The sequence below is a fragment of the Saccharothrix sp. NPDC042600 genome (assembly GCF_040647305.1).
GTDB lineage: Bacteria > Actinomycetota > Actinomycetes > Mycobacteriales > Pseudonocardiaceae > Actinosynnema > Actinosynnema mutabilis.
This window is the reverse complement of the sequence record NZ_JBEZBW010000039.1, coordinates 1-24321: the sequence shown is the minus strand read 5'-3', so window position 1 is coordinate 24321 and position 24321 is coordinate 1. Positions and strand designations below refer to the sequence as shown.

19 protein-coding genes and 1 riboswitch are annotated in these 24321 nt (G+C 72.0%); of the genes, 9 read left to right on the top strand and 10 right to left on the bottom strand.

Features of this window, described 5'->3' with window-relative positions; genetic code table 11:
* The first annotated feature begins 28 nt into the window (after positions 1 to 28).
* Genes hutH through hutI form a run of 5 tightly spaced genes read left to right on the top strand, consistent with a single transcriptional unit; the run spans position 29 to position 6746 of the window.
* Positions 29 to 1534 carry a histidine ammonia-lyase gene (gene hutH / locus AB0A74_RS22820; protein WP_358252286.1) on the top strand — a complete coding sequence of 502 codons (1506 nt, stop codon included), beginning with the start codon at positions 29 to 31 and terminating at the stop codon, positions 1532 to 1534.
* On the top strand, positions 1534 to 3177 hold the full coding sequence (gene hutU / locus AB0A74_RS22815) for a urocanate hydratase (protein ID WP_358252284.1): 1644 nt from the start codon (positions 1534 to 1536) through the stop codon (positions 3175 to 3177). Before hutH ends, hutU begins: the two co-directional genes overlap by 1 nt.
* Positions 3170 to 4345 carry an allantoate amidohydrolase gene (locus AB0A74_RS22810; protein WP_358252282.1) on the top strand — a complete coding sequence of 392 codons (1176 nt, stop codon included), beginning with the start codon at positions 3170 to 3172 and terminating at the stop codon, positions 4343 to 4345. Before hutU ends, AB0A74_RS22810 begins: the two co-directional genes overlap by 8 nt.
* A complete protein-coding gene (locus AB0A74_RS22805) occupies positions 4342 to 5604 on the top strand; it encodes a formimidoylglutamate deiminase (RefSeq protein ID WP_358252280.1) in 1263 nt (420 codons plus the stop codon). Before AB0A74_RS22810 ends, AB0A74_RS22805 begins: the two co-directional genes overlap by 4 nt.
* On the top strand, positions 5601 to 6746 hold the full coding sequence (hutI, locus tag AB0A74_RS22800; protein WP_358252278.1) for an imidazolonepropionase: 1146 nt from the start codon (positions 5601 to 5603) through the stop codon (positions 6744 to 6746). Before AB0A74_RS22805 ends, hutI begins: the two co-directional genes overlap by 4 nt.
* A gap of 28 nt (positions 6747 to 6774) precedes the next feature.
* Here the strand turns inward: hutI and AB0A74_RS22795 are convergent, their stop codons facing one another.
* From AB0A74_RS22795 to AB0A74_RS22780, 4 genes are all read right to left on the bottom strand, one after another.
* The gene (locus AB0A74_RS22795) at positions 6775 to 7200 is read right to left on the bottom strand and encodes a hypothetical protein (protein ID WP_358252276.1); all 426 of its coding nucleotides are present in this window, start codon (positions 7198 to 7200) and stop codon (positions 6775 to 6777) included.
* Positions 7197 to 8465: an O-antigen ligase family protein gene (locus tag AB0A74_RS22790; RefSeq protein ID WP_358252274.1), complete on the bottom strand. Its 1269-nt coding sequence runs from the start codon at positions 8463 to 8465 to the stop codon at positions 7197 to 7199. Before AB0A74_RS22790 ends, AB0A74_RS22795 begins: the two co-directional genes overlap by 4 nt.
* Before the next feature lie 255 nt (positions 8466 to 8720).
* Positions 8721 to 8903, bottom strand: coding sequence for a DUF6104 family protein (locus AB0A74_RS22785; protein WP_358252272.1), 183 nt, complete (start codon positions 8901 to 8903; stop codon positions 8721 to 8723).
* A gap of 6 nt (positions 8904 to 8909) precedes the next feature.
* Positions 8910 to 12581, bottom strand: coding sequence for a multifunctional oxoglutarate decarboxylase/oxoglutarate dehydrogenase thiamine pyrophosphate-binding subunit/dihydrolipoyllysine-residue succinyltransferase subunit (locus AB0A74_RS22780; RefSeq protein ID WP_358252270.1), 3672 nt, complete (start codon positions 12579 to 12581; stop codon positions 8910 to 8912).
* A gap of 416 nt (positions 12582 to 12997) precedes the next feature.
* Between AB0A74_RS22780 and AB0A74_RS22775 the strand changes: the two genes are divergently transcribed.
* The gene (locus tag AB0A74_RS22775; protein WP_343935792.1) at positions 12998 to 13357 is read left to right on the top strand and encodes a metalloregulator ArsR/SmtB family transcription factor; all 360 of its coding nucleotides are present in this window, start codon (positions 12998 to 13000) and stop codon (positions 13355 to 13357) included.
* Positions 13354 to 13845, top strand: a complete 492-nt coding sequence (locus tag AB0A74_RS22770) for an SRPBCC family protein (RefSeq protein ID WP_358252269.1) — start codon at positions 13354 to 13356, stop codon at positions 13843 to 13845. Before AB0A74_RS22775 ends, AB0A74_RS22770 begins: the two co-directional genes overlap by 4 nt.
* 55 nt (positions 13846 to 13900) lie before the next feature.
* On the opposite strand, the gene AB0A74_RS22765 is transcribed toward AB0A74_RS22770, so the two are convergent.
* From AB0A74_RS22765 to ald, 6 genes are all read right to left on the bottom strand, one after another.
* Complete coding sequence (locus AB0A74_RS22765) at positions 13901 to 17641, bottom strand: ABC transporter ATP-binding protein (protein WP_358252267.1); 3741 nt, start codon at positions 17639 to 17641, stop codon at positions 13901 to 13903.
* 221 nt (positions 17642 to 17862) lie between these two features.
* Entirely contained in the window at positions 17863 to 18738 is an 876-nt protein-coding gene (locus AB0A74_RS22760; protein ID WP_358252265.1) for a hypothetical protein, read from the bottom strand.
* Entirely contained in the window at positions 18738 to 19883 is a 1146-nt protein-coding gene (locus tag AB0A74_RS22755) for an ABC transporter ATP-binding protein (RefSeq protein ID WP_358252263.1), read from the bottom strand. The genes AB0A74_RS22760 and AB0A74_RS22755 overlap by 1 nt, the downstream gene beginning before the upstream one ends.
* 48 nt (positions 19884 to 19931) lie before the next feature.
* The gene (locus AB0A74_RS22750) at positions 19932 to 20318 is read right to left on the bottom strand and encodes a hypothetical protein (protein ID WP_358252261.1); all 387 of its coding nucleotides are present in this window, start codon (positions 20316 to 20318) and stop codon (positions 19932 to 19934) included.
* 5 nt (positions 20319 to 20323) lie between these two features.
* Positions 20324 to 20506 carry a hypothetical protein gene (locus AB0A74_RS22745; protein WP_041315353.1) on the bottom strand — a complete coding sequence of 61 codons (183 nt, stop codon included), beginning with the start codon at positions 20504 to 20506 and terminating at the stop codon, positions 20324 to 20326.
* Between the two features lie 367 nt (positions 20507 to 20873).
* Positions 20874 to 21980: an alanine dehydrogenase gene (ald, locus tag AB0A74_RS22740; protein ID WP_358252259.1), complete on the bottom strand. Its 1107-nt coding sequence runs from the start codon at positions 21978 to 21980 to the stop codon at positions 20874 to 20876.
* Positions 21981 to 22179: 199 nt separating this feature from the next.
* Positions 22180 to 22271: riboswitch (glycine riboswitch) on the top strand.
* A 147-nt stretch (positions 22272 to 22418) separates the two neighbouring features.
* Between ald and gcvH the strand changes: the two genes are divergently transcribed.
* Together gcvH and AB0A74_RS22730 are read left to right on the top strand one after the other, a co-directional pair.
* On the top strand, positions 22419 to 22799 hold the full coding sequence (gcvH, locus tag AB0A74_RS22735; protein WP_343935785.1) for a glycine cleavage system protein GcvH: 381 nt from the start codon (positions 22419 to 22421) through the stop codon (positions 22797 to 22799).
* Positions 22800 to 22805: 6 nt separating this feature from the next.
* Positions 22806 to 24170 (top strand): L-serine ammonia-lyase, encoded by a 1365-nt coding sequence (locus AB0A74_RS22730; RefSeq protein WP_343935783.1) that lies wholly within the window; start codon positions 22806 to 22808, stop codon positions 24168 to 24170.
* Positions 24171 to 24321: the final 151 nt, after the last annotated feature.

Genomic DNA, 24321 nt, shown 5'->3' with positions numbered 1-24321 from the left:
AGCGGGCCGCCGCGTTGTGATGGTGCACATGCAGCAACCGGTGCACCTGGGTCCGAAGCCCTTGACCCGCGAGGACGTCCACGCCGTCGCCCGCGGCGACGCGCCCGTGGCGCTCACGGACGCGGCCCGCGAGGCGGTCACCACCGCCCGGGCGCACATCGAGCGCCTGGCGACGGCCGAAAAGCCCACCTACGGCGTCTCGACGGGGTTCGGCGCGCTGGCGGTGCGGCACATCCCGCCGGACCGCCGCGCGGCCCTCCAGCAGTCCCTGGTCCGCTCGCACGCGGCGGGCGCCGGCCCGGAGGTGGAGCGCGAGGTCGTCCGCGCGCTCGTCCTGCTCCGCCTGAAGACCCTCGCGAGCGGCCACACCGGCGTCCGGCTGGAGACCGCCGAGGCGATGGCCGCCATGCTCAACGCGGGCATCACGCCGGTGGTCCACGAGTTCGGCTCGCTGGGCTGCTCGGGCGACCTGGCCCCGCTGTCCGCCGCCGCCCTCGCCCTCACCGGCGAGGGGCACGTGCGGGACGCCTCCGGTGAGCTGGTCACCGCCGCCGACGCCCTCAAGCAGGCCGGCATCACGCCGGTGAAGCTGGCCGAGAAGGAAGGGCTGGCGCTGATCAACGGCACCGACGGCATGCTCGGCATGCTGGTGCTCGCGATCAAGGACCTGCACCACCTGCTCGACGTGGCCGACCTGACCGCCGCCATGAGCGTCGAGGCCCTGCTCGGCACCGACCGCGTCTTCGCCGCCGACCTGCACGCCCTGCGCCCGCACCCCGGCCAGGGCCGCAGCGCCCGGCGCATGGCCGAGCTGCTCGCCGGCTCCGAGATCATGGAGTCCCACCGCGGCCCGGACTGCACCCGCGTCCAGGACGCCTACTCGCTGCGCTGCTCGCCGCAGGTGCACGGCGCGGCCCGGGACACCGTCGCCTACGCCGAGACCGTGGCCGACCGCGAACTGGCCTCGTCCGTGGACAACCCCGTGGTGCTGCCGGACGGCCGGGTCGAGTCCAACGGCAACTTCCACGGCGCGCCCGTCGCGTACGTGCTGGACTTCCTCGCGATCCCGGTCGCGGACGTGGCGAGCATCGCCGAGCGCCGCACCGACCGGATGCTCGACGTCAACCGCTCGCACGGCCTGCCGCCGTTCCTGGCCGACGACCCGGGCGTCGACTCCGGCCACATGATCGCCCAGTACACGCAGGCCGCGATCGTGTCCGAGCTCAAGCGCCTGGCCGTGCCCGCGTCCGTCGACTCGATCCCGAGCAGCGCGATGCAGGAGGACCACGTCTCCATGGGCTGGTCCGCCGCGCGCAAGCTGCGCAAGGCCGTGGACGGGCTGCGGACCGTGCTGGCCGTCGAACTCCTGACCGCCGCCCGCGCGCTGGACCTGCGCGCACCCCTCAAGCCGGCGCCGGCGACCGCCGCGGCCGTGGCCAAGCTCCGCGAACTCGTGCCGGGTCCCGGCCCGGACCGCCACCTGGCCCCCGAGATCGCCGCCGCCGAAGACCTGATCCGAAGTGGAGCCCTCTGATGGTGCAAGCCGACCGTGGCACGCAGCTGACCGCCCGCAACTGGCAGACCGAGGCCGCGCTGCGGATGTTCCACAACAACCTCGACCCGGCCGTGGCGGAGCGCCCCGAGGACCTGGTGGTCTACGGCGGCACCGGCAAGGCCGCCCGCGACTGGCCGAGCTTCCACGCCATCAGCCGGGAGCTGGCGTCGCTCAAGGAGGACGAGACGCTGCTGGTGCAGTCCGGCCGTCCCGTCGGCGTCATGCGGACCCACGAGTGGGCGCCGCGCGTGCTCATCGCCAACTCGAACCTGGTGCCGGACTGGGCGAACTGGCCCGAGTTCCGCCGCCTGGAGGCCGAGGGCCTGACCATGTACGGCCAGATGACGGCCGGGTCGTGGATCTACATCGGCACCCAGGGCATCCTCCAGGGCACCTACGAGACCTTCGCGGCCGTGGCGCGCAAGCGGTTCGGCGGCACCCTGCGCGGCACGCTCACCGTCACCGCGGGCCTGGGCGGCATGGGTGGCGCGCAGCCGCTGGCCGTCACCATGAACGAGGGTGTCGCGCTGTGCGTCGAGGTCGATCGGCATCGTGCCGAGCGCCGCGTGGAGACCCGCTACCTGGACGAGATCGCCGACGACATCGACGACGCGATCGCCCGCTGCCTCAAGGCGAAGGCCGAGGGCCGCGCGCTGTCCGTCGGCCTGATCGGCAACGCCGCCGAGGTGCTGCCCGAACTGCTGCGCCGCGAGGTGCCGGTGGACGTCGTCACCGACCAGACCTCCGCGCACGACCCGCTGGCCTACCTGCCCAAGGGCGTGGCGGTCGAGGACTGGCACGACTACGCCGAGAAGAAGCCGGACGAGTTCACCGACCGGTCCCGCGAGTCCATGGCCGACCACGTCGAGGCGATGGTCGGCTTCCAGGACCGCGGCGCGGAGGTGTTCGACTACGGCAACTCGATCCGCGGCGAGGCCAAGCTCGGCGGCTACGAGCGGGCGTTCGACTTCCCCGGCTTCGTCCCCGCCTACATCCGGCCGCTGTTCTGCGAGGGCAAGGGACCGTTCCGCTGGGCCGCGCTGTCCGGCGACCCGGCCGACATCGCCAAGACCGACCAGGCCATCCTGGAGCTGTTCCCGGACAACGAGCAGCTCGCCCGGTGGATCAAGATGGCCGGCGAGCGGGTCGAGTTCCAGGGCCTGCCCGCGCGGATCTGCTGGCTGGGCTACGGCGAGCGGCACCTCGCGGGCCTGAAGTTCAACGAGATGGTGGCCTCGGGCGAGCTGTCCGCGCCGATCGTGATCGGCCGCGACCACCTCGACTGCGGGTCGGTCGCCTCGCCGTACCGGGAGACCGAGGCGATGGCCGACGGCTCGGACGCGATCGCCGACTGGCCGCTGCTCAACGCCCTGGTGAACACCGCCTCCGGCGCGACCTGGGTGTCCATCCACCACGGCGGTGGCGTCGGCATCGGCCGGTCCATCCACGCGGGCCAGGTGACCGTCGCGGACGGGACCCCGTTGGCGGCGCAGAAGATCGAGCGGGTGCTGACCAACGACCCCGGCATGGGCGTGATCCGGCACGTGGACGCGGGCTACCCGGAGGCCACGGCCGTGGCGGCGGACAAGGGCGTGCACATCCCGATGGCGCACAATGACTGACCTCGCGGACATCGCGTCGGTCGGCCGGGACGCGCGGCGCGGCGGCTACTCCCGGCACGGCTTCGACCGCGCGGAGATCGAGCTGCGGCAGTGGTTCACCGAGGAGGCCACGCGGCGCGGGCTGGACGTCCAGCCCGACCGCAACGGCAACCTGTGGGCGTGGTGGGGCAAGCCCGGACCGGGCGCGGTCGTCACCGGCAGCCACCTGGACTCCGTGCCCGGCGGCGGCGCGTTCGACGGCCCGTTGGGCGTGGTGTCGGCCCTCCAGGCGATAGACCTTCTGCGCGCTAAAAATTTCAGTCCGGTGAAGTCAATTGCTTTGGTCGTGTTCGTGGAGGAGGAAGGCGGGCGCTTCGGCGTCGCCTGCCTCGGGTCGCGGCTGATGACCGGGGCGATCTCGCCGGAGGCGGCGTGCAAGCTGACCGACCCGGACGGCGTGAGCTTCGGCGACGCCGCGCACAAGGCCGGGTTCGACCCGTTGCGGATGGGTCGGGACGACCAGGCCCTGCGCGACATCGGCCAGTTCGTGGAGCTGCACGTCGAGCAGGGGCGCGGGCTGGACGTGCCGGTCGGGCTCGCGTCGTCGATCCTGGCGCACGGGCGGTGGCGGTTCACCTTCACCGGCGAGGGCAACCACGCCGGGGCCACGCTCATCGAGGACCGGCGCGACCCGATGCTCCCGGCCTCGCAGCTCGTGCTGGCGGCGCGGCGGGCGGCGACCGGTGGCGCGCGGGCGACCGTCGGCCGGATCGTGCCCAACCCGGGCGGCACGAACGTGATCGCGTCGTCGGTGGACGTGTGGCTGGACGCCCGCGCCGGCGACGACGCCCGCACGCGCGAGGTCGTGGAGGCGATCAGCAAGGCGGCCTACGCGGCGTCGGTCGAGGAGGGCTGCGAGGTCCGGGTCACCGAGGAGTCCTACGGCGACACCGTGCACTTCGACAGCGCGCTGCGGGACGAGATCTCCGGCGTGCTGGGCGGGGTCCCGGCGCTGCCGACCGGCGCGGGCCACGACGCGGGCATCCTCGCCGGGCACGTCCCGACCGCGATGCTGTTCGTGCGCAACCCGACCGGCGTGAGCCACGCGCCGGCCGAGCACGCGGAACCCGACGACTGCGCGGCCGGCGTGGTCGCGCTCGCCTCGACCCTGGAGCACCTGGCGGGATGAAGAGCTTCTGGTGCGAGCGGGCGTGGCTGCCGGACGGCGTCGCGTCCCGCGTGCTGGTCCGGGCGGACCGCGGGCGGATCGTGTCCGTGTCCACCGTGGACACCATCCCGCTGGGCTGCGAACGCCTGTACGGCATGGTGTTCCCCGGTTTCGCCAACGCCCACTCGCACGCGTTCCACCGCGGCCTGCGCGGCCGGACGCACGGCGACGGCGGCACGTTCTGGACGTGGCGCGACCGCATGTACGAGCTGGCGTCGTCGCTGACGCCCGACTCGTACCTGCGGCTCGCGCGGGCCGTGTACGCCGAGATGGCGGTGGCCGGAGTGACGGCGGTGGGGGAGTTCCACTACCTGCACGACGGCGGCAACGAGATGGGCGAGGCGCTGCGGCAGGCCGCGCTGGACGCCGGCCTGCGGATCACCCTGTTGGACGCCTGCTACCTGGCCGGTGGCATCGGGCAACCGGTGAGCGGCGTGCAGGAGCGGTTCTCCGACGGCACCGGCGAGAAGTGGGCCGCCAGGGTGGCCGACCTGCGCGAGGACGACAACACGAGGGTCGGCGCGGCGATCCACTCGGTGCGCGCCGTGCCACGTGAAACGTTGTCGCTGGTAGCGGGCGCGTTCCCCGAACGGCCGCTGCACGTCCACCTGTCGGAGCAACCGGCGGAGAACCGGGCGTGCCTCGACGCCTACGGCCTGACCCCGACCGAGCTGCTGGCGGAGGCGGGCGCCCTGTCACCCCGGCTGACCGCCGTCCACGCCACCCACCTGTCCACCCCGGACATCGCGGCGCTGGGGTCGAACGGTGTGGGCGCGTGCTTCTGCCCCACCACGGAAGCGGACCTGGCCGACGGCATCGGCCCGGCCCGCGAGCTGGCGGACGCGGGCAGCCCGCTGTCCCTGGGCAGCGACCAGCACGCGGTGGTGGACCCGCTGCTGGAGGCGCGCGGCCTGGAGCACGGCGAACGCCTGCGCACCGGGCAGCGCGGCCGGTTCGCCCCCGCCGAACTGGTCGCGGCGCTGACCAACCACGCCGCGCTCGGCTGGGACGCCGGCCGCATCGAGGTCGGGCTGCCGGCGGACCTGGTGGCGGTGCGGATGGACTCGGTCCGCACGGCCGGGTGCGCGGACGAGCAGGTCGTGCTGGCCGCCACCGCCTCCGACGTGTCGGTCGTGGTGTCCGGTGGCCGGGTCGTGGCCCGGAACGGGGTCCACGAGACCCTCGGCGACGTGGGCAGGCTGTTGACGGAGGCGCTGTGAGCACCCTGATCACCAACATCGGCGAGCTGACCACCAACGACCCGGGCCTGGGGCGGCTGACCGGCGCCGCCCTGGTCCTGGCGGACGGCGCGGTCGCCTGGGTGGGTCCCGCCGCGAACGCCCCGGCCGCCGACACCCGCGTGGACGTCGAGGGGCGCGCCGTGCTGCCGGGCTGGGTGGACAGCCACACGCACCTGGTGTTCGCGGGCGACCGCACCGCCGAGTTCGAGGCGCGGATGGCCGGGAAGCCCTACACGGCGGGCGGCATCGCGACGACGGTGAACGCGACCCGGGCGGCCTCGGACGCCGAGCTGGCGGCGGTGATCGCGCGGCACGTGGCCGAGGCGGTGGCGCAGGGCACCACGTACGTGGAGACCAAGACCGGGTACGGCCTGACCGTCGAGGACGAGGTGCGGTCGGCGCGCATCGCGGGGGAGCACGCGGACGAGGTGACGTTCCTGGGCGCGCACCTGGTGCCGCCGGGTGCGGACGCGGACTCCTACGTGGCCCTGGTCGCCGGCGGGATGCTGGACGCGGTCGCGCCGCACGTGCGGTGGGCGGACGTGTTCTGCGAGCGCGGCGCTTTCGACGAGGACCAGTCGCGCACGGTCCTGAAAGCCGCCGCCGCCCGCGGGCTGGGCCTGCGCGTGCACGGCAACCAGCTCGGCGAGGGTCCGGGCGTGCGGCTGGCGGTGGAGCTGGGCGCGGCGAGCGTCGACCACTGCACCTACCTGTCCACTTCGGACATCGAGGCGCTGGCGGGGTCGAACACCATCGCGACCTTGCTGCCGGCGTGCGACCTGTCCACCCGCCAGTCCCTGCCGCCGGCCCGGGAACTGCTGGACGCCGGCGCGACCGTGGCGCTGGCGAGCAACTGCAACCCGGGCAGCTCGTACACGACGTCCATGGCGTACTGCGTGACCACGGCCGTGCTGCAGATGCACCTGTCGGTGGAGGAGGCCGTCTACGCGGCCACCCGAGCCGGCGCCCTGGCCCTGGACCGCGCCGACATCGGGCACCTGGCGGTGGGCGCGCGGGCGGACGTCCACGTGCTCGACGCGCCCAGCGCGACCCACCTGGCCTACCGCCCCGGCGTGCCGTTGACGCACGCCGTGTGGCGCAAGGGAGAACGCGTCCGGTAGGCCCGGTCCCCGGGCCCACCGGAGTGCGTCAGCGCACGATCTGGATCTCGCGCTCGTCGTAGATCGTCCCGTAGCTCGGGGTGTTCAGGCTGCCCCGGGCCCACGTGACGCCCTTGCGGAACGGCTCCTCGTAGGCGGTGGCGATCAGTTCGACGGTCTGGGCGTTGCCGGTGCAGGACGGGATGTAGTGGGAGTCGCCGCCGCGGGCGATGTCGCCACCCGAGCGCTGCACCAGGTCGATGCCGACGTACGCGGGCTGGCCCGGCGTGCACACGACCGTGACGGACACGCGGACGACCGCGCCGCGCGCCTCCAGGGTCGCCGGCGACTCGACTCTGACCGCGCCCAGCGACGGCGACTGGGCCGCTACGTCGGCGCTGCCGGGCAGCACGGACGCGAACACGGCCGCGCCGGCCACGGCCACCACGGCGGCGATCTTCGGGAACGTCTTCACATGGTCTCCTTCTTCGGCGGATGAGGTGGAGCAGCCAGGCCGACGAGCAGCCCGGCGGTCAGGAGGGTGACGGGCAGGTGCCACAGGAAGTCGAACCCGCTGTGCACCAGCAGGACCGCCACCGCGGCGACCGCTCCCGCCCACGGCCCGGCCGCCCGCCGCCGCACGGTGAGGACCACCGCGACCAGCACGCACGCCACCAGGCCGAGTCCGATCACGCCCAACTCCACGAGCACCTGCAGGTACTCGTTGTGGACGTACCGCATCACGCGCGCGTCCCCGTCCGCCCGCGTCCACACGAACCAGCCGCGCCCCGGCCCGACCCCGATCAGGGGGTGCGCGACCACCAGGTCCCAGGCGGCGCCCAGCGCGCCCCCGCGGTCCGGCGAGTCCAACGTCAACCGCCCGACGAGCAGCGACTCCGACTTGAGCGCCCCAAACGCCCCGGCGACCACGACACCGACCGCCAACACGGCCACCCGCACCCGTCCGCGGGCCTGCTCCAGCAGGTAGGTGCCCGCGACCCCGACCACGAGCCCGGCCACGGCGAGCAACACCTGCGCCGGTCGTGCCACGGGGAACGAGGGCACCAGAGCGGCAAGCGCGACCAGCGCACCCACCAGGGGCGCAGCCAGGTTCCTCAGCACTACACGCGGCCCGGCAACCACACAGGCCACGCCAAGCCCCACAACCAGCGCTATGCCGCCCGCCCGACTCAACGTCGCACCCAGCCCGACCAACAACAGACACCCGAGGAGCGCGTTCCTGTCGGTGGTGATCGCGAACACGGCCAACGCCGCCAGCAACGCGGCAGCAGCGTTGGGGTAGGTCAACGTCGAGGCCGCCCGCGCGAGCCCGTCCGCAACCACCGACCACGAGGGGATGCGCCACACCACGGCCACCCACCCGGTCAGGGCAACCGCGACCCCGACCCAGACGAGGACGTCCCCGCACGACTCCCGAGCCCGCTCCGGCGCTTGCCGCACCACGACGACCCCGGCCACCAGACACCCGACCGCCACGACCACCGGCAGCCCGGCCCCGAGGTCCCCGGCCAGTCCACCCCGGACCAGCGCCCACAACGCCAACGCCCCACCGGCCCACACCACCGGCCCGCGCGGCGAGTCCCGATCGGTCGTCACGGCGAGCACCAGAGCGGCCCCGGCCAACACCCCGGACAACACCCGGCCCGGCAGGTAGTACCCACCCTGGGCGACGACGGCGGCGGCAACGGCCCCGAGGAGCAGCAGAACGGGCGGCGCCAAGGCAACCTCACCCCGGACAGCGCCGCGCGCGCGAACACCCCCCATACAAGGCCCTCCCCAGCCTCGACCCGCCACCGGAGCAGCGGGTTGCGGGGATCCTAACCGGTGAATCACCCGAAAGGTACGAACTTGCTACCAGCCGGGTCAGCTCGACGTTGTTGCGAAGCATTCGCAGTTGTTCCGATGGGAACCAGGCCGACACAACGGGAAAGGGGCATCCGCCGCGGCGGATGCCCCTTTCCCGTTCAGTACCGCTCAGTCCTCGAAGTCGTCCTCGTCGTCGCGCGCCAGGTAGGTGGCCAGGCGCTCGACCGCCGTCTCGAACTCCGGGTTCGCGTCCACGAAGGCGCGCAGCCGGTCGGCCAGCCAGGCGAGGGTCACTTCTTCCTCGCCCCGCCGGCTCTCCAGCTCCTCGATGCCGCGATCGGTGAAGTACATGCCGGCCTACTCGAACGCCTTCGCGATCAGCTCGCGCTGCTCCACCTCGTGCACCTTGGACGAACCGGCCGACGGCGCGGCCATCGGGCGGCGCGACACGCGCTTGAGGGTGAACCGCGTGGGCAGCAGTTCCGGCAGGGCCAGGCCCAGGAACGGCCACGCGCCCTGGTTCGCCGGCTCCTCCTGGACCCAGCGCAGCTCGGTCGCGTTCGGGTAGCGCTCCAGCGCCTCCGTCAGCTTCCGCGCCGGGACCGGGTAGAGCTGCTCCAGGCGGACCACGGCGGTGTCGGCGCGGCCCAGCTTCTCCTGCTCCGCGGCCAGCTCGTAGTACACCTTGCCGCTGCACAGCAGCACGCGCTTGACCGCCGACGGGTCGCCCGCGCGGGCGTCGTCGATGACCGAGTTGAAGCGGTCCTCGACGAAGTCCTCCACCGGGGACGTCGCGGCCTTCAGGCGCAGCATCGACTTCGGGGTGAACACCACCAGCGGCCGGTTCACGCCGTCGAGGGCGTGGCGGCGCAGCAGGTGGAAGTAGTTCGCCGGGGTCGACGGCACGGCGATGGTCATCGAGCCCTCCGCGCACAGCTGGAGGAAGCGCTCGATGCGGCCGGACGTGTGGTCCGGGCCCTGGCCCTCGTGGCCGTGCGGCAGCAGCAGCACGACGTCCGAGCGCTGGCCCCACTTCGCCTCACCGGACGAGATGAACTCGTCGATGATCGGCTGCGCGCCGTTGACGAAGTCGCCGAACTGCGCCTCCCACAGCACCAGCGCGTCCGGGTTGGCCACCGAGTAGCCGTACTCGAAGCCCAGCGCCGCGAACTCCGACAGCACCGAGTCGTAGACCATGAACTTGCCCTGGTCCTCGGCGAGGTGCTGCAACGGGGTGTACTCGTCGGACTTCTTGCGGTCCACCAGCGTGGCGTGCCGCTGAACGAACGTGCCGCGCCGCGAGTCCTGGCCGGCCAGGCGGACCGTGCGGCCCTCCAGCACCAGCGAGCCGAACGCCAGCAACTCGGCGAACGCCCAGTCGATGCCGCCCTCGCGGGCCATCTTCGCGCGCCGCTCCAGCACCGGCTTCACGCGCGGGTGCGGGGTGAAGCCCTCGGGCAGGTTCACGTGCGCGTCGGCGATCTGCTCGATCGTCTCGCGCGGGATGCCGGTCGGCAGCTTGGTCGGGACCTGCTGCTCGGCCTCCACCGACGGCGACGCCTTGATCGGGTGCTTCTCCAGCTCGCGCACCTCGTTGAAGACGTGCTCCAGCTGCGAGGAGAAGTCCTGGAGGGCCTTCTCGGCCTCCTCCACGGAGATGTCGCCGCGGCCGATCAGCGACTCGGTGTAGATCTTGCGCACCGAGCGCTTGGTGTCGATCACGTCGTACATCGCCGGCTGCGTCATCGAGGGGTCGTCACCCTCGTTGTGGCCGCGGCGGCGGTAGCAGACCATGTCGATCACGACGTCCTTGTTGAACGCCTGCCGGTAGTCCACCGCCAGCTTCGCGACCCAGTAGCACGCCTCCGGGTCGTCGCCGTTCACGTGGAACACCGGCGCGCCGATCATCTTCGCCACGTCGGTCGAGTACTTCGACGAGCGCGAGTGCTCGGGCGCGGTGGTGAAGCCGACCTGGTTGTTCACCACGACGTGCACTGTGCCGCCGGTGCGGTAGCCGCGCACCAGGGCGAGGTTCAGGGTCTCGGCCACGACGCCCTGGCCCGCGAACGCGGCGTCGCCGTGCAGCGCGACCGGCAGCACGGTGAAGCCCTCGCCGCCCTTGTCCAGCATGTCCTGCTTGGCCCGGACGATGCCCTCCAGCACCGGGTCCACGGCCTCCAGGTGCGACGGGTTCGCGGTCAGCGACACCTTGGTCTCGCCGTCGCCGAACATCCGGAAGTACTTGCCCTCGGCGCCCAGGTGGTACTTCACGTCGCCGGAGCCGTGCGCCTGGCCCGGGTCGAGGTTGCCCTCGAACTCGCGGAAGATCTGCGAGATCGGCTTGCCGACGATGTTGGCCAGGACGTTCAGCCGGCCGCGGTGCGGCATGCCGATGACGACCTCGTCCAGCTCGTGCTCGGCGGCCTTGTCCAGGACGGCGTCCAGCAGCGGGATGACCGTCTCGCCGCCTTCCAGCGAGAACCGCTTCTGGCCGACGTACTTGGTCTGGAGGAAGGTCTCGAACGCCTCGGCGGCGTTGAGCTTGGACAGGATGTACTTCTGCACGGTGGCCGGCGGCTTCTCGTGCGGCACCTCGACGCGCTCCTGGATCCAGAGGCGCTCCTCCGGGTCGAGGATGTGCATGTACTCGACGCCGACGGTGCGGCAGTACGAGTTGCGCAGCACGCCCAGGATGTCGCGCAGCTTCATCCGCTCCTGGCCCGCGAACCCGCCGACCGGGAACTCCCGGTCCAGGTCCCACAGGGTCAGGCCGTGCGACAGGACGTCGAGGTCCTGGTGGCTGCGCTGGCGGTAGTTCAGCGGGTCCGTGTCGGCCATCAGGTGGCCGCGGGTGCGGAACGCGTCGATCAGCTCGATCACGCGGGCGGTCTTGTCGACCGCGCCCTCGGGGATGTCGGCGACCCAGCGGATCGGCTCGTAGGGCAGCCGCAGCGACGTGAAGACGTCGTCGTAGAAGCCGTCCTCGCCGAGCAGCAGCTGGTGGATGCGCTTGAGGAACTCGCCGGACTCCGCGCCCTGGATGATGCGGTGGTCGTAGGTCGAGGTCAGCGTGATGATCTTGCTGACGCCCATCTCGACCAGGGCCTGCTCGCTGGTGCCCTGGAAGTGCGCGGGGTACTCCATCGCGCCGACGCCGATGATCGCGCCCTGGCCGGCCGTCAGGCGCGGCACCGAGTGGTTGGTGCCGATCGTGCCCGGGTTGGTCAGCGAGATCGTGGTGCCGGAGAAGTCCTCGGTGGTCAGCGAGCCGGACCGGGCCTTGCGGATCAGGTCCTCGTAGGCCTGCCAGAACTGCGTGAACGTCATGTTCTCGCAGCCCTTGATGGAGGCCACCACGAGCGAGCGGGAGCCGTCCTTGCCGGGCAGGTCGATCGCGAGGCCGAAGTTCACGTGCTCGGGCGTGACCACGAACGGCTTGCCGTCGACCTCGGCGTAGTGCCGGTTCATGTTCGGGTACGCCTGGAGCGCCCGCACCACCGCGTAGCCGATCAGGTGGGTGAAGGAGACCTTCCCACCGCGGGTCCGCTTGAGGTGGTTGTTGATCACGATGCGGTTGTCGGCCAGCAGCTTCGCGGGCACGGCGCGCACGCTCGTCGCGGTCGGGACGGTGAGCGACAGCTCCATGTTCTTCGCGATCGCCGCCGCCGCGCCGCGCAGCTGCTTCTGCTCCGCGCCCGCCGAGGGCTGCACCGGCGTGGCCTTGGCGGCCTGCGCGGGCGCCGGCTTCGCGGGAGCGGCCTGCTGCGGCTTCGCTGCGGGCTTCGCGGGCTGCGGCTTGGTCGCGGTGGCCGTGGGGGCCGCCGTGCCGTTGTCGGTGGCCGCGGTGGTGGTCGTGGACGCCGCCGCCGTGGCCGCGCCGTTGCCCGACCGCTGCGTCGACTTGTAGTCGGCGAAGAAGTCGTGCCAGGCCGGGTCTACGGACGACGGGTCGGCGAGGAACTGCTCGTACATCTCCTCGACCAGCCACTCATTGGGGCCGAACTGTGAAGCAGGACTGCTGCTGGACACGGCTGGCGCTCGCCTCTATCCATCTCGCTCTTGGTAATGACTCACTCATGGTCAGGCTAGTCCCCCGTCTGGTGCAGTTCATACACAGGAGGGGCCGGGCAAGGAGTGCTCGATCACAGGATCGATCCCGAGGTGGGTCACGTTATGGGTGCTTGAGCTGTTCTTGATGTATCAGCCCAGGTCCGTCTCGTTCGGTGTGCCCTTGTGAGGTGCCGTGGCGTTGAGGATGCACCACCCGTCCGGCGCATCGCGCGGTGACGTGGTGAGCGCCACGGTCTCCCTGGTCGGCACCGGACCCTCGCGTCCTGTTCGGGTGGCGCGACGGGTCTGACCTGGTTGTTCAACGAGATGGTTGACAACGGTGTGGTGTGGTCGTACGGTTTGTTCAACCGAGAGGTTGAGTAAGGAGAACGGCAGTGGAGGACCGGCTTTCGCGGGTGTTCGCGGCTCTGGCGGACCCCATTCGGCGCGACATGGTCGCCCGGCTCGCGGTGGCGGACGCGACCGTGAACGAGCTGGCCGAGCCCTACGCCGTGACCGTGCAGGCGGTGTCCAAGCACCTCAAGGTGCTGGAGGACGCCGGACTGGTCAGTCGGAGTCGGCAGGCCCAGCGGAGGCCCGTGCACCTGGAAGCGGAGGTGTTCGACCTGATGACCAAGTGGATCGAGCGCTACCGGCGGGAGGCCGAGCAGCGCTACCAGCGGCTCGACGCCGTCCTCGCCGAGCTGGCGGCGGACGAGCCGGACACCCGGACCCGGAAGGAAGACGCGTCATGAGCACCACCACGCACCACGAGACCACCATCGCGGCCCACCCCGAGCTGCCCACCATCGAGATCGTGCGCGAGTTCGACGCGCCGCCCGCGGCGGTGTTCCGGGCGCACGTCGAGCCGGAGCTGGTCCAGCGCTGGCTGGGCCCGCGGGGGCTGGAGATGGAGATCGTCACCTGGGACGCCCGCACCGGCGGCGAGTACCGCTACGTGCACCGCGACCAGCAGGGCGAGTACCGGTTCTACGGGTCGTTCCACGAGATCCGGCCGGGGGAGCGGATCGTGCAGACGTTCACCTGGGAGGGCTACCCGGACGGGGTGAGCCTGGAGACGCTGACCCTGGAAGACCTCGGCGACGGCCGCACCCGGCTGCGCGGGGTGAGCGTCTTCGAGAGCACGGAGGCCCGCGACATGGCGGTGTCCAGCGGCATGGAGACCGGCGTCGTCGAGGGCTACGAGCGGCTCGACGAGCTGCTGGCCGCCGACCGGAAGTGACCACGACCAACCCGCCCGGACGCCCACGGCGCGCCGGGCGCGTTGGCGTGTGGACTCAGGCTGTCGCCGCCGGTTGTCGCGTGGCTGTGCTGTGGGACCACAGGCGGGCGTAGTGGCCGCCGGCGGCCAGCAGCTCCTCGTGGGTCCCCACCTCGGCGATCCGGCCCTCGGACAGCACCACGATCCGGTCCGCCCGCGCGGCCGTCGCCAGGCGGTGGGCCACCACGAAGGTCGTCCGCGAGCCCGCCAGGTGGTCGCCGGCCGCCAGGACCGCCGATTCCGTCGACGGGTCCAGCGCCGCGGTCGCCTCGTCGAGCAGGAGCAGGGACGGCTGGACCAGCTCGGCCCTGGCCAGGGCGATCAACTGCCGCTGCCCGGCCGACAGGTTCTGGCCGCGTTCGCCCACCTGCTGGTGGAACGCCGAAGGCAGCGACGCGACCGTGTGCAGCGCACCGACCGACCGCACCGCCCGCTCGACCTCCGCCCGCGACGCCCCCGGCCGGCCGTACGCCACGTTCTCCGCCACGTCCCCGCCGAACAGGTGCGCCTCCTGCGGCACGACGCCCAGGTGCCGCCGGAACTCGCCCAGGTCGTACCGGCGGACGTCCACGCCGTCCACCAGCACCTGCCCGTCGGTCACGTCGTAGAACCGGGCCACCAGCTTCACCAGCGTCGACTTGCCCGCGCCCGTCTCACCCACCAGCGCCACCGTCTCGCCGGGGGCCACCCGCAGCGACACGCGGTCCAGCGCCGGGCGGGACGTGCCGGGGTAGGCGAACGTCACGTCGCGGAGTTCGACCTCGCCGCGCAGCCGCGGCACCGCGACCGGCTCCGGCGCGGGCGGCACGCTGGTCGGGGTACGGAGGAGGTCGCCGATCCGGCTCAGGCCCACCCGCGCCTGCTGGTACCCGTCGAACACGCCCGACAACTGGTACAGCGGCGCGAAGAACAACCCCAGGTACAGCACGAACGCCAGCAGCACGCCCGGCGACAGCGTCCCCTCGGCCACCCGGTACGCGCCGACCACCAGGATCGCCGCCTGCGCCACCCCCGACAGCAGGGCCAGGAACGGGAAGTACGTCGCGATGTACCGCTGCGCCCGGATCCGGGACCGCCGGTAGGCGTCGCTGCGCTCCGCGAACGCCTCCGCCGACCTCGCCTCCCGCGTGTACGCCTGCGACACCCGCAGCCCGGTCACGTTCTCCTGCAGGTCCGCGTTCACCGCGCTGATCCGCTCCCGCGCCTGCGCGTACGCCCGCGACGACAGCCGCTGGAAGATCACCGTCGCCACCGCCAGCACCGGCAGCACGGCCAGCGCCACCAGCGCCAGCGACGGGTCGGTCACCACCAGCGCCACGGCGATGCCCACCACGGTCAGCACGCTGATCACGAACGTGGTCAACCCGGTCTGCAGGAAGCTCGACAGCGCGTCCACGTCCGTGGTCATCCGGGTCATGATCCGACCGGCCATCTCGCGCTCGTAGTAGTCCAGCCCCAACCGCTGGAGGTGCGCGTAGCTGCGCACCCGCAGCAGGTACAGCAGCCGCTCGCCGACCCGCGACGTGACCACCGTGCCCGCCGCCGACGACACCCACCCCAGCGCGACCAGCACCAGCCCGATCCCCGCCGCGAGCCACAGCCACCCGGCGTCGTGCCCCAGCACGCCCCGGTCCACGCCCAGCCGCACCAGGTTCGGCAGCAGGACCGCCAGCGCCGAGTCGACCACCAGCAACCCGCCCACGCCGACCATCGCCCAGCGCACCGGCCGCAGCAGCGTGCGCAGCCGGAACCCAGGGTCGGGCGCACGGGGGTCCTCGCCGTGCAGCACCGGCCGCTCCGGTGCCGGCGGCAGCGCGTGCACCCGCTCCATCAGCTCCGGGGTGGGCGGTGTGCCGCCGAGCAGCGCGGACGTGCCGCCGCCGCCGCGCGGGCCCTTGGGCACCCGGGCGGCGCCCGCCGCGCGGTTCGCCGCCCGCACGGCCAGCTCGTCCTCGTCCGACGACGGCCACAGCTCCGGGGTCACCCCGTCCGGGCCCGGTTCCAGCGCCACGTCCGCGCGCGGGTCCACCTGCTCGATCGCCTCGCCCGGACCCGCCAGCAGCTCCCGGTACAGCGGGCACCGCTCGTGCAGCTCGTCGTGGGTGCCCACGTCGACCACCCGGCCCGCGTCCAGCACGGCGATCCGGTCGGCCAGCGCCAGCGACGACCGCCGGTGCGCGATCACGATCGTCGTCCGCGTCGCCGTGACCTGCGCCAACGTGTGGTGGATCGCCGCCTCGGTGGCCGCGTCCACCGCCGACGTCGCGTCGTCGAGCACCAGCACCCGCGGGTCGGACAGCAGCGCCCGGGCCAGCGCCACCCGCTGCCGCTGCCCGCCCGACAGCGTGAGCCCGCGCTCGCCGACCACCGTGTCGTACCCGTCGGGCAGCGCCGAGATGAACCCGTGCGCCTCGGCCGCCCGCGCCGCCGCCTCCACCTGCTCGTTGGACGCGTCCGGCAGCCCGTAGGCGATGTTGGCCCGCACGGTGTCGGAGAACAGGAACGCCTCCTCGAACACCACCCCCACCGCGCGCCGCAACGACTCCAGCCGCAGCTCCCGCACGTCCACCCCGCCGACCCGGATCGCGCCCGCGTGCACGTCGTAGAACCGGGGCAGCAGCAGCGACACCGTCGACTTGCCCGACCCCGCCGTGCCCACCACGGCCAGCGTCTCGCCCGGCGCGACCTTGAGCGACACGTCCGACAGCACCGGCTCGCGGCGCGTGTACCCGAAGGTCACCTGGTCCAGCTCCACCGACACCGCGCCGGCCGGCACCTCCGCCGACCCGTCCACCACGTCGGGCTGCGAGTCGATCAGCTCGTACACCCGCTCCACGCCCGCCCGCGCCAACTGCGCCGTGACCATCAGGCTCGACAGCAGCCGCGTCGGCCCGACCAGGTTCGCCACGTAGGTCGCGAACGCCAGGAACGTGCCCAGCGACACGTCACCGCGCAGCGCCAGCCACCCGCCCAGCGCCAGCACCGCGACCTGCCCCACGAACGGCAGCGCCGTCAGCGTCGCGGTGGGCCGGGACGTGAGCCGCGCGGCCCGCATCCGCTCGGCGAACAGGACCCGCGCCCGCTCCTCCAGCCGCGCGACCTCGCGCTCCTCCTGCCCGAACCCCTTGACCACCCGCACGCCGGTGACGGTCTCCTCGACGTGCTGCGCCACGTCCGCCGCCCGTTGCTGCGCCGACCACGTGGCCGGGAACAGCGTGAGCCGGCTGCGCCCCGCCACCAGCGCGACGGCGGGCACCACGACCAGCGCGATCAGCGTGAGCAGGGGTGACAGCCAGAACATCGCCACCAGCGCCGCGAGGGCGAACACGACCGTGCCGAACGCCAGCGGCGTCATCGACAGCAGGCTGTTGACCAGCTGGAGGTCGGTGATCGACCGCGACACCACCTGCCCGGTGCGCAACGCGTCCTGCTTGGGCCCGTCGAGCCGCTGCACGGCGTGGAACACGGCCTGCCGCAGGTCGTGCTGCACGTCCACGGCCAGCCGCCCGCCCAGGAACCGCCGCACGAACGCCGTGCCGAACGTCAGCAGCTCCAGGCCGACGAGCACGGTGGCGAGCACCGCCAACCGGTCGGTGCGGCCCGCCATCGCGTCGTCCACCGCGAGCTTGATCAGCAGCGGGCCGACGGCCTGCAGGCCCACCCCGACGACGGCGGCCAGCACCGACCACACCACGAGCGCCCGGTGCTTCCAGCAGGCGGTGGCGAGGCGGCGGATCCAGCCCTGGCGAGTAGTCACGCCACCAACCCTAGGTCGGCCCCGCGAGGCCGCGTCGGCCCATCGCGCCGCGTTTCTCCCCCCAGGGTCGGCCCCGCGAGGCCGCGTCGGCCTGTCACGCCACCAACCCGAGGTCGGCCCCGCGAGGCCGCGGCGCGATGGGCCGACTTCCAGGCGGCCTCGCCCGCCGCGACGGAGTCGCGGCAATTCAACACAACCATGAGCCGTTCAAGATCACCGGATCAGGTGATGTCCTTGCGCTGAGTAGCCGCCCAGCCGCCCAGGAAGAAGATCGCCGTCCACGCCAGGAAGATCAACCCGCTCAGCCACCAGTCGAACGCGCCCAACGCGCCCGCGAACGCCCGGATCACGTCCACCAGGTCCTCGGGCACCACGCCCGCCGTCGAGAGGAACAGCGACGACGCCACCGAGCCGGTCAACCCGTTCACCGCGCCGTTGGGCAGGAAGCCGATGACCTCCGGCAGACCCTGGATGCCCAGCACGAACTGGATGCCGTTCTCGACGATCAGCATGTAGAGCAGCAGCACCACGGTGGTGCCGACGACGCTGGTCAGCAGCGCCCCGACGCCCACGCCGAACATCGTCATCAGGATCGACGACAGCACGCCCACGCCCGCCAGCGCGAGCCACCCGGCCGCGTCCGGCAGCGTGTTCGCGTCCGAGGTGATCGCGATGCCGATGCTCACCGACGCCACGATCGCGATGCCGTAGATCGCGCCCCACAGGACGTAGACCACCAGCTTCGCGCTCAGCGCCGACACCCGGTTGGGCGCGGTCAGGAACGTCGTGGTGATCGTCTTGCGGTTGATCTCGTTCGCGATCGCCAGGCCGCCGAAGATCATCGGGAAGATGGTCGCCACGTTGATGCTGCGGGCCATCCCGAACAGCGACACCTTCCACTGCGACGGGTCGATGCCGATGATCGTGGTCAGCTCCTCGGCGTCGGAGGAGTTGATGGTGTCCATCAGGCCCTTGCCGATGAGCCCCGTGACCAGCGCCCAGCCCAGGGCGATCAGCACGGTCGGGATCATCAGCCCCCACCACAGGTTGGTGGTGGTCGTCTTGCGGAACTCCGACTTGATCAGGTTGCCCAGCATCACGCACCGCCCCCGAGTCCGCCCTGGCCCTGACCCTGCTGGTAGGGGTTCTGCTGCTGGTACGGGTTGGGTTGCTGCGGGTACCCCGGCGGTGGTGTCGGCGGTTGCTGGTAACCGGGTGGGAGCTGCTGCTGGTAGCCCTGCGGCGGGGTCTGGTAGCCCGGCTGCTGGTAGCCCGCCGGCGGCGCGTAGTAGCCGCTGCCCTGCGGCTGCCCCGCGTACTGGTTCGGGCCCGACGCCGCGTACTGGCCGTTGGTGAGCCGGAAGAACAGCTGCTCCAGGTCGGCCTTCTCCTCCTGGATGCCGTAGATCGACACGCCCGCCTTCAACGCGAGGTCGGCGACCTGCTTGCTCTCCACGCCGGTCACCGCGATCCGGCCGTCCGGCAGCTGCTCCAGCGCCGTCACGCCGTCCGCTTGCAGCGCCGCGACCAGCGCGCCCGTGTCGGACGGCTGCACCAGCACCCGGCTCTGCTGCGAGTCGCGCAGGTTGGCCAGCGGCCCGTAGTACATGGTCTGGCCGCGCGAGATGATCACCACCTGGTCCACGGTCTGCTCGACCTCGGCGAGCAGGTGGCTGGAGATCAGCACGGTCCGCCCGCTGCGCGCGAAGGACTGGAGGAAGGACCGCAGCCACGCGATGCCCTCCGGGTCCAGGCCGTTCGCGGGCTCGTCGAGGACCAGCACCTGCGGGTCGCCCAGCAACGCGGTGGCCAGCGCCAGCCGCTGCTTCATGCCCAGCGAGAAGCCGCCCGCCTTGCGGTCGGCCGCCTGGCCCAGGCCGACCAGGCCCAGGACCTGGTCGGCCCGCTGGTCCGGCACGCCGATCGCCGACGCGTACACCCGCAGGTGGTTGCGGGCCGTGCGCTTGGGGTGGAAGCCCTGCGCCTCCAGCACCGCGCCCACCACCCGCGCCGGGTTGCCGAGCTGGTGGAACGGCCGGCCGTTGATCAGGCCGTGGCCCGCGGTCGGGGTCACCAGGCCGAGCAACATCCGCAGCGTGGTCGTCTTGCCCGCGCCGTTCGGTCCGAGGAAGCCGGTCACGGACCCCGGTTCCACCGTGAAGCTGAGATTCTGCACCGCTGCGACCGGACCGAACTGCTTGGTCAAGCCCTGCACCACGATGCGGCCACTGCCGTCGTGCACGCGTCCCTCCTGGATAGCGCCTGTGCGCGCCATCCTGCCTTAGGAGGGTCAGTCGGGGAGGGCATGTCGCGGTTTCGACACCACGACCGGGATCTCGGTGGTCGGCTCGCTGTCCTGGCGACCGGTGTCGTGCCGGAACGGGTTGCGCAGCGGTTTGCGCCGCTCGCGGTGCGGCAGGCCCTCGCCGATGAGGTGCTGGTGGGCCATGTTCCACACCTGGCACGGCCACTTCCGGTGCCGCAGCACGCCGGGGCAGGCGCGGCAGCGGCCGTCGGAATCGGGCTGGTGCACGGTCAGCAGCAGCCGCCAGCAGTCCGCCAGCCGGTTGATCTCGGCCCGCGCCAGCGGCACCAGGGCCTCGGCGGCGCCCCGCTCGACGACCTCGTCCAACTGGGCCAGCCGGCGCAGCACCGCGGCGCGCAACGTCTCGTCCACCCCGCTCACATCCTGTCGGCGGCCTGGTCCAGCAGGCGGTGCAGCCTGCGGGTCTGGGTGACCGACATCACAGCCGACTCGCCCGGCGGCGCGACCAGCAGGACCCGGTCGTCCTCGACCAGCACGGTCATGGACCGGTCCCGGCCGAAGGGGTCGTGGCAGTCGATCCAGCCCTGTGGTTCAGCCATGTGCGCTCCGATCGGAGGTGTGGCAGGCGGCGGCGGCGACGCCACGCGAGCGGACGACCCCGCTGCGTGACGGCGAAGGGGTTCCGCTGTGAGCATCGGCCGACCGGGCGTCGTGACTTACCCGTTACCCGCCGAATTCACTCGATTGCTTGAGGGAGGACACAGAACGTGTCCTGTTGGGTCAAGAATTGCGCGCAGATGGCTGGGGTGGCTGGGCACGGCCCGCCGGACCCCGCTAAGATTGGTGCTGCGCGACCCGCTCCCAGTGACCCCCAGGCTGGTTGAGCGGGTCGCGTTTTACGTGGCGAAGACGCGAGAAGGGGCGCCCACCGTGCTGGTGGACGCCCCTTCTTCGTGGATGGCGTTCTCAGACTTCGAACGCCGTGTAGGTCAGGTCGTGGGCCTGCGCGACCGGCTCGTTCGTCAGCAGGCCGTCGTGGACGTTCAGGCCCAGGGCCAGGGACTTGTCCGCGCGCAGCGCCGCCTGCCAGCCCTTGTCGGCCAGGGCCACCGCGTAGGGCAGGGTCACGTTGGTCAGCGCGTACGTCGAGGTCCGCGGCACCGCGCCCGGCATGTTCGCCACGCAGTAGAAGACCGACTCGTGCACCTGGTAGGTCGGGTCGGCGTGGGTGGTCGGGCGGGAGTCGGCGAAGCAGCCGCCCTGGTCGATCGCGATGTCCACCAGCACCGAGCCGGGCTTCATCTGCGCCACCAGCTCGTTGGACACCAGCTTCGGGGCCTTCGCGCCCGGCACCAGCACCGCGCCGATGACCAGGTCGGCCTCGCGCACGGCCTGCTCGACCGAGTAGCGGTTGGACGTGACGGTGCGCAGCTGCCCGCGGTAGAGGGCGTCGATGTGGCGCAGCCGGTCCACGTTGGTGTCGAGGATCTCCACGTCCGCGCCCATGCCCACGGCGATCGTGGCCGCGTTCAGGCCCGCCACGCCGCCGCCGATGACGACCACGCGCGCCGGGTGCACGCCGGGCACGCCACCGGGCAGCACGCCCCGGCCGCCGGACGGCTTCATCAGCGAGAACGCGCCCACCTGCGGCGCGAGCCGACCCGCCACCTCGGACATCGGGGCCAGCAGCGGCAGCGCGCCGTTCGCCGTCTGCACGGTCTCGTAGGCGATCGCGGTCGTGCCGGACGCGATCAGCGCCTCGGTCAACGGCCGGTCCGCCGCCAGGTGCAGGTAGGTGAACAGGGTCTGGCCCTTGCGCAGCAGCGGGTACTCCCGCTCGATCGGCTCCTTGACCTTGAGCACCAGGTCGCCCTCGGCCCACACGTCCTCGGCGGTGGCCAGGACCTTCGCGCCGGCGGCGAGGTACTCCTCGTCGGTGATGGCGGACCCGAGCCCCGCGCCCGCCTCGACGAACACGTCGTGGCCGCGCAGGGTCAGCTCGTGGGCGCCGGCGGGGGTCAGCGCGACGCGGTACTCGTGGTTCTTGATCTCGCGGGGTACTGAGATCCGCACGGTGGGGCTCCTTCAGCCGTTGTTACGCCAAAGGTCCGGTACTCCGAATCCACTGTCATCGTGCGAGCGGCACTAACCGGCAGGGGTGGGTTTGTGTCGAGTGAACAAGACTGGACGCTCGTTGACACCCGTCACGCCGACGACTTAGCGTGCTCGCGACCGCCCAACTGAACATCGGCCGCGGCGCCCTCCCGGCGCCGGAACCCGAGCGGGAGAGTCCCCGGCACGTCCGGGGCGCCGAAGGAGCAAGTACCCCGCACACTCTCAGGCAACGAGAACCGCTCGGGCGAGGCGACTCTGGAAAGCGTGCTCACGCGCGCACCCACGGTGCAAGCTGTGCCCGATCGACGGTTCCACCGTCGCGACGCCGCACAGCGAAGCTCTCAGGTCCCAGGACAGAGTGGGGATCCGACCGACCGTGGCTTCAGGAGCGCTGACATGACTTTTCCGGAGAACCTGCTCTACACCGCCGAGCACGAGTGGGTCGACTGGGCGCCGGGTACCCAGGACCCCGTGGCGGTCGGCATCACGTCCTACGCGGCGGAGTCCCTGGGCGACATCGTGTTCGTCCAGTTGCCGAACGTCGGCGAGCGCGTGAAGTCCGGCGACGTCTGCGGCGAGCTGGAGTCGACCAAGTCCGTGAGCGACCTGTACGCGCCGGTCAGCGGCGAGGTCGTGGAGGTCAACCAGGCCGCCGCCGACGACCCGTCGCTGATCAACAACGACCCGTACGGCGCGGGCTGGCTGTTCAAGGTGCGCGTCGAGGACGCGACGGGCCTGCTCACCGCCGGCAAGTACGCGGAACTGACCGGGGACTGACCCGCCGTGGCGATCAGCGTCTTCGACCTGTTTTCCGTCGGCATCGGGCCGTCCAGCTCCCACACGGTCGGCCCGATGCGCGCCGCGACGATGTTCGTGGCGCGCCTGGGGCACCGGCTGACGTCCGTGGACCGGGTGCACGTCCAGCTGTTCGGCTCGCTGGGCGCCACCGGGCACGGGCACGGCAGCCCCAAGGCCGTGCTGCTGGGCCTGGAGGGCCACAAGCCCGAGGAAGTGGACCCGACGGCCGCCGAAGGGCGCGTGGCCGAGATCCGCGCGTCCCGCCGGCTGCTCCTGGGCGGGGTGCGCGACATCCCGTTCGTCGAGGACACCGACCTGGTGATGCACCGGCGCAAGTCGCTGCCGTTGCACCCCAACGGGATGAGCTTCACGGCGTACTCCGGGGACGAGGTCCTGGACGAGGCCGTGTACTACTCCGTGGGCGGCGGTTTCGTGGTGGACGAGCACGCCACCGGCACCGACCGCATCAAGGCCGACGAGACCGAACTGGCCCACCCGTTCAAGACCGGCGACGAACTGCTGGCCCGGACGCGGGAGACGGGCCTGTCCATCTCCGAGGTCATGCTGGCCAACGAGCTGTCGTGGCGCACGGAGGAGGAGGTCCGCTCGGGCCTGCTCCACATCTGGGGCGTCATGCAGGAGTGCGTCGAACGGGGCTGCACGGAGACCGGCGTGCTGCCGGGCGGCTTGAAGGTGCGCCGGCGCGCGGCCGAGATGCGCCAGCGCCTGGCGGCCGAGCACTACGCCACCGACCCGTTGCGGGTGATGGACTGGGTGACCTTGTTCGCCCTGGCGGTGAACGAGGAGAACGCGGCCGGCGGCCGGGTGGTCACCGCGCCGACCAACGGCGCGGCCGGCATCGTGCCGGCGGTGCTGCACTACTACACCCGGTTCGTGCCGGGTGCGTCCGACGACGGCGTGGTGCGGTTCCTGCTGACGGCCGGTGCGGTCGGCGTGTTGTTCAAGGAGAACGCGTCGATCAGCGGCGCCGAGGTCGGCTGCCAGGGCGAGGTCGGCTCGGCGTGCTCCATGGCGGCGGGCGGACTGGCCGAGGTGCTCGGCGGGACGCCGGAGCAGGTGGAGAACGCGGCCGAGATCGCGATGGAGCACAACCTGGGCCTGACCTGCGACCCGATCGGCGGTCTGGTGCAGATCCCGTGCATCGAACGCAACGCGCTGGCGTCGATCAAGGCCATCACGGCGGCCCGGATGGCACTGCGCGGAGACGGCTCGCACTTCGTGTCGTTGGACAAGGTGATCAAGACGATGCGCGAAACCGGCAAGGACATGAAGGTCAAGTACAAGGAGACGGCGCGAGGCGGACTCGCGGTCAACGTCATCGAGTGCTGACAGGACGCGCGCAGCGCGCGCTGGCCCGTCGGGCGCGCGCAGCGCGCCTGCTTTTGGGCTTTTCCGTCCTCCCCGTACGGCCTGCCCGAAGGGCTACCACACTTTCCCGGGGTTGGGCCAAAAAGTTTTGCGAGGAACGAGCAAAAGTTTT